The 7,340-nt window shown below is 65.7% G+C and carries 7 protein-coding genes and 1 tRNA gene; 2 read left to right on the top strand and 6 right to left on the bottom strand.

What is annotated here, in order from left to right; translation table 11 throughout:
* Positions 1 to 130: 130 nt before the first annotated feature.
* The 6 genes from ACFP9U_RS22555 to ACFP9U_RS22530 all read right to left on the bottom strand — a co-directional run bounded on the left by ACFP9U_RS22555 (position 131) and on the right by ACFP9U_RS22530 (position 5,502).
* The gene (locus ACFP9U_RS22555; RefSeq protein WP_378624904.1) at positions 131 to 1,408 is read right to left on the bottom strand and encodes an AAA family ATPase; all 1,278 of its coding nucleotides are present in this window, start codon (positions 1,406 to 1,408) and stop codon (positions 131 to 133) included.
* Between the two features lie 19 nt (positions 1,409 to 1,427).
* Positions 1,428 to 2,117 (bottom strand): CpaD family pilus assembly protein, encoded by a 690-nt coding sequence (locus tag ACFP9U_RS22550; protein ID WP_378624902.1) that lies wholly within the window; start codon positions 2,115 to 2,117, stop codon positions 1,428 to 1,430.
* 16 nt (positions 2,118 to 2,133) lie between these two features.
* The gene (locus ACFP9U_RS22545; RefSeq protein WP_378624905.1) at positions 2,134 to 3,564 is read right to left on the bottom strand and encodes a type II and III secretion system protein family protein; all 1,431 of its coding nucleotides are present in this window, start codon (positions 3,562 to 3,564) and stop codon (positions 2,134 to 2,136) included.
* Positions 3,565 to 3,701: 137 nt separating this feature from the next.
* Positions 3,702 to 4,514: a Flp pilus assembly protein CpaB gene (gene cpaB / locus ACFP9U_RS22540; RefSeq protein ID WP_378624901.1), complete on the bottom strand. Its 813-nt coding sequence runs from the start codon at positions 4,512 to 4,514 to the stop codon at positions 3,702 to 3,704.
* A gap of 388 nt (positions 4,515 to 4,902) precedes the next feature.
* Positions 4,903 to 4,978, bottom strand: a tRNA-Ala gene (locus tag ACFP9U_RS22535).
* 146 nt (positions 4,979 to 5,124) lie between these two features.
* On the bottom strand, positions 5,125 to 5,502 hold the full coding sequence (locus ACFP9U_RS22530) for a TIGR02300 family protein (RefSeq protein WP_322451132.1): 378 nt from the start codon (positions 5,500 to 5,502) through the stop codon (positions 5,125 to 5,127).
* 244 nt (positions 5,503 to 5,746) lie between these two features.
* Here ACFP9U_RS22530 and aroA point away from each other — a divergent pair, with 244 nt between their 5' ends.
* A complete protein-coding gene (gene aroA / locus ACFP9U_RS22525; RefSeq protein ID WP_378624899.1) occupies positions 5,747 to 7,105 on the top strand; it encodes a 3-phosphoshikimate 1-carboxyvinyltransferase in 1,359 nt (452 codons plus the stop codon).
* On the top strand, positions 7,102 to 7,340 hold a 239-nt coding region (locus ACFP9U_RS22520; protein ID WP_378624897.1), incomplete at its 3' end, for a (d)CMP kinase. The genes aroA and ACFP9U_RS22520, both read left to right, overlap by 4 nt.

The following is a 7,340-nucleotide window of genomic DNA, read 5'->3' as shown; positions in this document are numbered from 1 at the left end:
ACGCCGCCGCGGACCGCGCCTCACTTTCCGACCCGCGCGCCGCCTCGCCGGCGGGCACCGGGGCGACCGTTTCTCGAGCGTCGCCGAACGTCGTGTTGGAGCCTCTTCTGCCGAACATTTCCCGTCCGCTTCACTTCTTCAGGTTCAAGCGCTCGATCAATCCGGCGAGGCCGGGCTTTTTCTTCGGCCTCACCTCGCGCCGACCGGTCAGCACGTGGGCGAGTTCGTTGATGATCTCCACGACCGCGTGGCCCTGGTCCATCTCGCCCAGCATGCGCCCGTTGTTGGCGGCATTGCCGAAAAGCTGCGGCTCGAACGGGATCACCGCGAGCGGGGTCAGCCCCAGCGGCTCGGAGAAATCGTCGGCGCTGATTTCGGGCCGCTTTGGTACATTGGCCTGGTTGATGACCAGCTTGGGAGGCTCGTCGTTCGGCCTCAGCTTCTTCAAGGTGTCAACGAGGTTCTTGGTGTTGCGCAGGTTGGCGAGTTCCGGCGTGGCGGTGATCACGACGTCGTCGGCGCGCGCCAGCGTCGTCTTCGCCCAGCCCGTCCACAGATGGGGCACGTCGAGCACCACCAGCGGCGCGCTGCGCTGGGCGGTGTCGATGATCTGCGCAAAGGCCTCGCCGTCGAAATCGTAGACGCGGTCGAGCGTCGACGGCGCGGCCAGTAGCGAAAGGCGCTCGGCGCATTGCGCCAGCAGCCGGTCGAGATAGACCTCGTCGATGCGTTCGGGCGAGAACACGGCCTCAGCGATCCCCTGGGCCGGATCCTGGTCAAAATTGATGTTCGCCGTGCCGAAGGGCAGATCGAGATCGGCGACCACCACCTCGCTCTCAAACAGGCTCGACATGGCCCAGGCCAGATTGTGGGCGAGTGTCGAGGAGCCAACTCCGCCCTTGGCGCCGACGAAAGCGATCGAGCGTCCGACCGGCTCGGCGTCGGGATCGATGAAGATGCCGGCGATGACGCCGACAATGTCGGCCATGGAAATCGGCGCCACCACATATTCGGAGATGCCGGTGCGGATCAGCTCGCGGTAGAGCCAGACGTCGTTGTAGTGGCCGACGACCACCACCCTGGTACTCGGGTCGCAGACGTCGGCGAGCGAGTCGAGCGAGGCAAGCAGCTCGCGCGGCTCGGCGCGCGATTCCAGGATGACGAGATTGGGCGTGGCCGCGGACTGATAGAATTCCAGCGCGGCCGGAATGCCGCCCATGCGCACCTTCAGATGGGCCTTGGCCATGCGGCGGTCTTCGCCGGCGCGCTCGATGGGGCTCGCAACGGCGTCGGTCTCGCAAAAGGCCTGGATGGAGATGCGCGGTACGGGACGCAACGACTGCAGCGCCGTGACATCCTCTGCCGCTGCGGACGTCCCGTGCTCGGTCTGATAGGCAAGGCCGGTCATGTCCAGATGCTCTCCATGCCTAGTATTCAACTTCCGACCGCACCCAGAAGTCGTCGGCGACATTGCGGTCCTTGTAGTCACCGATGGCCGAATCCCGGTTCTCCGCGTCAATCGGCGTCACCTTGCGGGGCCCGAGGAAATCGGCCGGGTTGGCCACCTGCGCGGCCAGGTTGTTCTGGTAGGAACAGCCGAAGTTCGCATAGTTCCGGTTTTCGTGGGTTTCGAGAAGATCCTTCGGCCAGCGCCCACACGCGCCGACGGTCGCCTTCACCAGCGGATAGGACAGGCGGATGGGTGCCGTGCCGGCGCCGTCTGCGCGGTAGGACAGGATCTGGACGGCGCCCCTCGGCACGCCGTTGTCGTGGAGGACCGCGGCGAAGTCCCTCGAGACTTCCCGGGCGGCGGCTGCGTTCGCCGACCCTGAGGGGACCAGCATCGACACGACCGCGCCACCGCTGTCGCCGTAGCGGTCCAGAAAGCCCTCGATGGCCGCCTTCTGCTGCCCGGTCATGCGGTAGGACGCGGCGCCGACGGGCAGGTCGAGCACTTCGTCCGCTTCCTGGACGACGATGGGGTGGCGCGTGCGGTAGTCGTCTGGGATTGCGCCCACCGTCACCGAATCGCGGTTGGCGCAGCTTGCAAGGACGACGAGCGCGGCGACGGCGGCGAGCGGTGTGAGAAACCGATTTCCTGCGCGCGGATCGAACATGACAACCGGCCTCCGATCACTTGTAGATGTAGCCGACGACGCCGTGATAGCGCCCGTCCGGCAGATCCGTCTTCATGGTCCCGTAGACACGGTTGACGCGGCCCAGGAAGATGCCGGCGCCGTCGCTCGGGGGGTTGAAATTGTCGTCGGGCTTGGACAGTGCGTTGCGCTGGGTCGGCCGCGACAGGTAGGGCGTGACGATGATCACCAGCTCCGTCTCGTTGCGCACGAAATCGCGGCTGCGGAAGAGCGTGCCGAGAACCGGGATCTTCGACAGGCCGGGCAGGCCGTTGATCGCCTGGCGCACATCGTCCTGCACGAGGCCGGCGATCATCATGGAGCCGCCGGAAGGTAGCTCGACCGTGGTATCGGCGAGACGCTTGCGGATGGAGAGCATGGTCATTCCCGGAAGCCCGTTGCGCACGGAGCCTTCAAGCGTGGTCGCCCCTTGCGTGGTGGGCTCGGAAACGGATGTCCGCATCTTGAGGCTGATGCGGCCGGGCGAAAGCACGGTCGGCTGGAACTCGAGGCCGATGCCGTATTCTATGCGCGCGACGTCATAGGTGAGCTGACCCGTTTCATTGTCTTCGGAAACCGCGCTCGAGCGTCCCGTCACGAGGTTGAATTCGCCGCCGACCTTGAACGTCGCCTTTTCTCCGGAAATGGCGGTGAGCGTCGGCTCGGCGAGCGTCTTCATCACCCCCGCCTGCTCCATGGCGTTGAGGTATCCGGCAAGCGTCGACCCGGCCAGCGAAAAGGCGGAGGCCGAAAGCGGCTTGCCGAGGCCATAGGAGCTCTCGCTGATGGCGCCCCAGCTGATTCCGTCGATGCTGCCGGAGCCGATCAGATTGACGCCGAGCTGCTTCATCACCGAGCGGCTCACCTCTGCGACGGTGACCTTGAGCGTCACCTGGTCCTCGCCGATGATCTGCAGCATGTTGACAATTCGGCTTTGCTGACGCTCCCGGTCGGGATTGTTGATGGCGACGCCGCCCCCGTCCGTGGGCGCGGCCGCCGTCTGGGCGTATTGGCCGGTGGTCGCCTCGCCGCCGGTCACGAAGATCTGGGCGAGCTGGGCGGCGCGCGAGGCGTCGAGCGGCGTCTGCACCGTGCCGGTGAGCACTACATTGTCGTTGATCAGTTCGACGTCGATGTCGGAATTGGGGATGTAACGCTTCAGATGCTTCTCGAGCCCGGCAACGTCGCGCTCCACCGCGATGTCCAGGCTGGCGATCTGCTCCCCGTTGGGGCCGAAGACGAAGATGTTGGTCTCGCCGACCTGCTTGCCGAAGAGATAGATGCGCCGCGCCGTGCGGGTTATGGCGTCGGCCACGGCGGGATTGGCGACGAGAATGTCATAAGCATCGCGCGGCAGGTCGACCACGAGCGACTTGTTGAGCCCCAGTTTGATGCGCTGCGAGCCGGCATTCTGGTTTATGCGGACCATGTCGCCGGAGGCGGCCGCAACTCCGAACGGAAGAACGACCGTCAGGACCGACGCGGCGAGCAAGCCGAGCAAGGCGGAGAAGACGATGTGGCGTTGCCGGTTCGAGCCGGCATGGGTGAATGGTGGCTGTTCCGGTTTCATTTGCGCGCTCCCACGATCGAGAGCTCGCCGGACTTGATCAGCCTTATGCTGTTGCCGCGCCCGCCCCCGTTGACGAGGTGGCGGCCGTCGATGCCCGTCCCTGCATGGCCGTCGGCCACCGAGCGCAGGGCAAGGGTCAGCCGGTCGGCCATCTGCTGGGCGGCCGTGATCACCTCCGCCTGGTCGGGCGTCAGCTCGAGCGTGGCCGTCTCGCCGACCTTGACGCGCCGTCCCTCCTCATCTTCCTGAATGGCCTGGTCGATCGCCAGGACACGAATGTTTTCAAGGATCGTTTCGGTAATGAAACCGTCGGCGGTCGCGGCGTTCTGGCTGCGCCGCGTCATGATCACGTCGACACGATCATTGGGCAGGATGAAGCCGCCGGCAGAGGTGTCGGCGGCGATCCGGGTGGCCACGGCACGCTTGCCGGGGGGCAGGATCGCCGACATGAAACTCTGGCCCTCGCCGATGAGCTTGGTGCGCCGGAGCGGCTCGCCCGAATTCAGCGTCAGCCGCGCCACCGAGTTCTTCAGTTCCTCCATGGCCTCCGGCTCGGCGGCGCGGGTGATGAAGCTCTCGTCGACCGATTCGGCCGGCCAGGCCTGCCAGCGCAGGGAATTGCCGAGCATTTGGCCCATCGGCACCTCCTGCGCGAGAACAAGCACCTCTGCCAGTTCGATCTGCGGCTCGACCGGATCGGCCCTGACCACCACCTCCTGTGGGGCGGAGGCCAGATTCTTGGCCATATAGCCCGCTCCGATCGCAGCCGCGATGGCCACGCCCAGAATGATTATGCGGGATCTGTTCATTTGCCCCTCTTGCGGATGCACCGCTTGCCCGGGACCGACAATGATCAGTGAAACGTCAAATTAGGGTTAACAAATTCGATAGGAGCACCATTGATGAAATCGACGCCACGGCTGCGCCGCCGCGCACCCGGAGCCGTTTCGCGCGTCCCGCCCGGAGCATGTTTTTTGAAAAACCGGGTGGTGAGGAGCGTCGTGGAGGAACACACCTGGTTGCGTTGCACTGCTTGCCCGGCGGGGAACCCGGCTCCGTCCCGCAGCCGAGCGGTACCCAGGGTGGCGCGCCATAACCCCTCTTAAGAAATCCGCTCAGATCTCGCTTGAAGAACGTGCCCCAGCCGACGGTGGCGGTTTCAGAAAAGTGCTTATCGGATCAGGCATCGGGGAGTGATGGTGGAGCCAAGGGGAGTCGAACCCCTGACCTCTTGAATGCCATTCAAGCGCTCTCCCAACTGAGCTATGGCCCCACACTGCGGCTCGACGAGCCGATGCCGTTTCCGGCGAAGAGGTCTTTCGGCTTTCGCCGAACGTGCTCGCGGCTTCTAAACCCGACCGATGGCAGAATCAAGCCCCATGATCACGCGTCTCGATCGGCGCGCCGACGCGACGGAAATCAGCGTTCGTCGTCGTCATCCGAGACGCCGATAATGTCCTTCACGTCGTCGTCGCCTTCCTCCTCCTCTTCAAGGAAGGTATCGTCCGTCTCGCCGCCGAGATCGACGTCTTCCTCGTCGACATCCGGCAGATCCGTACTGCCGGACTTCGTCTCTTCGTCCGCGTCCTCCAGCGAGACGACCTCCGGTCCGTCCTCGCTCAGCTCCTTGTCCTCGACGGCCTCTTCCTCTTCGATGATCTCTGCCGTCGATTCGAAATAGCTGCGGGGATAGGACTGCCCCGTATAGGGCGATACGATCGGATCCCTGTTGAGATCGTAGAATTTGCGGCCCGTCTCCGGGCAAATGCGTTTTGTGCCGAGTTCGGGTTTAGCCAACGTCTTGCCTCTCGTCTCTCAAGTACCGGTCCGACCGCCGGGGTCCGGAGGCGGACCGAAACCGGAAGCGACCCCGTGCCATAATTTTCGGGTCCCATAACCACAGATCGCGTGCCTGTCAAAGCCTATTGAAGGCCCGGTTGCAACCGGTTTTTCGCGCCGCCCGAAGCGGGGCCGCGGCAGGGGATGACCAGGCTCTGCGCGCATGCTAGAGGCACGTCCATCCGCCCAGGGAAGAGACGCCATGACCGACAACACGCTCCGCCGACCCGCGCTCAGCCGCAAATCATCCGCGCTTTCAGGCAAAGTGCACGTGCCGGGAGACAAATCCATCTCCCACCGCGCCCTGATGTTCGGCGGGCTCGCGGCGGGCGAAACGCGCGTCACCGGCCTCCTCGAGGGCGAAGACGTGCTGCGTACGGGCGAAGCGATGAAGGCCATGGGGGCGGCGATCGCCCGCGACGGGCCGGCGTGGGTGATCCAGGGGACGGGCAACGGCTGTCTTCTGGAGCCGCAAGCGCCGCTCGATTTCGGCAATGCGGGGACGGGCTCGCGCCTCACCATGGGCCTCGTGGGCACCTACGACATGACGACGCGCTTCATCGGCGATGCCTCCCTTTCCAAGCGCCCGATGGCGCGCGTGCTCGACCCGCTGCGGCAGATGGGCACTCAAGTGCTGGAAGCACGGGAGGGCGACCGGCTGCCCATCACCCTGCGCGGGCCGAAACATGCCGCGCCGATCACCTACCGCGTGCCCATGCCGTCTGCGCAGGTGAAGTCCGCCGTGCTTCTGGCCGGGCTCAACACGCCGGGCGTGACCACCGTCGTCGAGCCGGTGATGACGCGCGACCATACGGAAAAGATGCTGGCCGGCTTCGGCGCCGCGATCGAGGTCGAGACGGACAGCCAGGGCGCCCGCCACATCCGCCTCGAGGGCCAGGCCACATTGACGGGGCAGGAGATCGCCGTGCCGGGTGATCCTTCCTCAGCCGCTTTCCCGCTGGTGGCGGCGCTGATCGTGCCGGGCTCGGACGTGACGATCGAGAACGTGCTGATGAACCCCACCCGCACGGGGCTGATCCTGACGCTGCAGCAGATGGGTGCCGACATCGCGCTGGAAAACCGCCGTTCGGCCGGCGGGGAGGAAGTCGCGGACCTGCGCGTGCGCGCCTCCGACTTGAAGGGCGTCACGGTGCCGGCCGAGCGCGCGCCCTTCATGATCGACGAATATCCGGTGCTCGCCGTGGCAGCGGCCTTCGCCGAAGGGGAGACCTTGATGCAGGGGCTGGAGGAGCTGCGGGTGAAGGAATCGGACCGCCTTGCGGCCGTCGCCGCCGGCCTGAAAGCCAACGGCGTCGATTGCACGGAGGGCGAAGACTTCCTGGCCGTGCGCGGTCGGCCGGAGGGCAAGGGCCTTGGCGGCGGCGAGGTCGAGACCCATCTCGACCATCGTATCGCCATGGCCTTCCTGGTGCTGGGGCTTGCCACGGAAAAGCCGGTCACCATCGACGACCAGACGATGATTGCCACCAGCTTCCCGGAATTCATGGACCTGATGACCGGCATGGGCGCAGGGATAGAAACTCCGAAAGGTGCGACGTGAGCGGGGCTCCAGGACTGACCATCGCGCTCGACGGTCCGGCCGCCTCCGGCAAGGGGACGCTGGCGCGCCGGATCGCCGCCCACTACGGCTTGAACCATCTGGACACCGGCCTCACCTACCGCGCGGTCGCCAAGGCGCTTGCCGACGCGGGCGAACCGCTCGATGACGAGGCGCTGGCCGAGAGGGCCGCGCGTTCGCTCGATCCCGGCGCACTCGACCGCACCGTCCTTTCGAC

The sequence above is a fragment of the Nitratireductor sp. GCM10026969 genome (assembly GCF_042660605.1).
In the GTDB taxonomy this organism is placed as follows: domain Bacteria; phylum Pseudomonadota; class Alphaproteobacteria; order Rhizobiales; family Rhizobiaceae; genus Chelativorans.
The sequence above is the reverse complement of the archived record's forward strand: the minus strand, read 5'-3'. Positions and strand labels throughout refer to the sequence as shown.